This window comes from Variovorax sp. F042, assembly GCF_057814215.1.
Window position 1 is genome coordinate 1 of sequence record NZ_JBVASX010000067.1, and the last position, 298, is coordinate 298.

General features: G+C 58.7%; 1 pseudogene. It reads left to right on the forward strand.

From position 1 onward, the window contains the following. Nucleotides 1-195, forward strand: a pseudogene (locus ACZYSP_RS35425) (OmpA family protein); the annotation flags it as partial. Nucleotides 196-298: the final 103 nt, after the last annotated feature.

A 298-nucleotide genomic window follows, 5' to 3' on the forward strand; every position in this document is an offset into this window, starting at 1 on the left:
GACGCCTACAACCAGCGTCTGTCGGTGCGTCGCGCCGAAGCCGTCAAGGCCTTCCTGGTCTCGAAGGGCATCGAACACAACCGCGTCTACACCGAAGGCAAGGGCGAGAAGCAGCCTGTGGCTGACAACCGCACCAAGGAAGGCCGCGCCAAGAACCGTCGCGTGGAAATCGAAGTGGTCGGCACCCGCGCCAACTACTCAATCGATTCCATCGATCATGAAAACCCCGCCTCGGCGGGGTTTTTTTATGGCTGTCGAATTCGTGATTGATCTTTGGCAAAGCCCGCGCGGTGTTTAT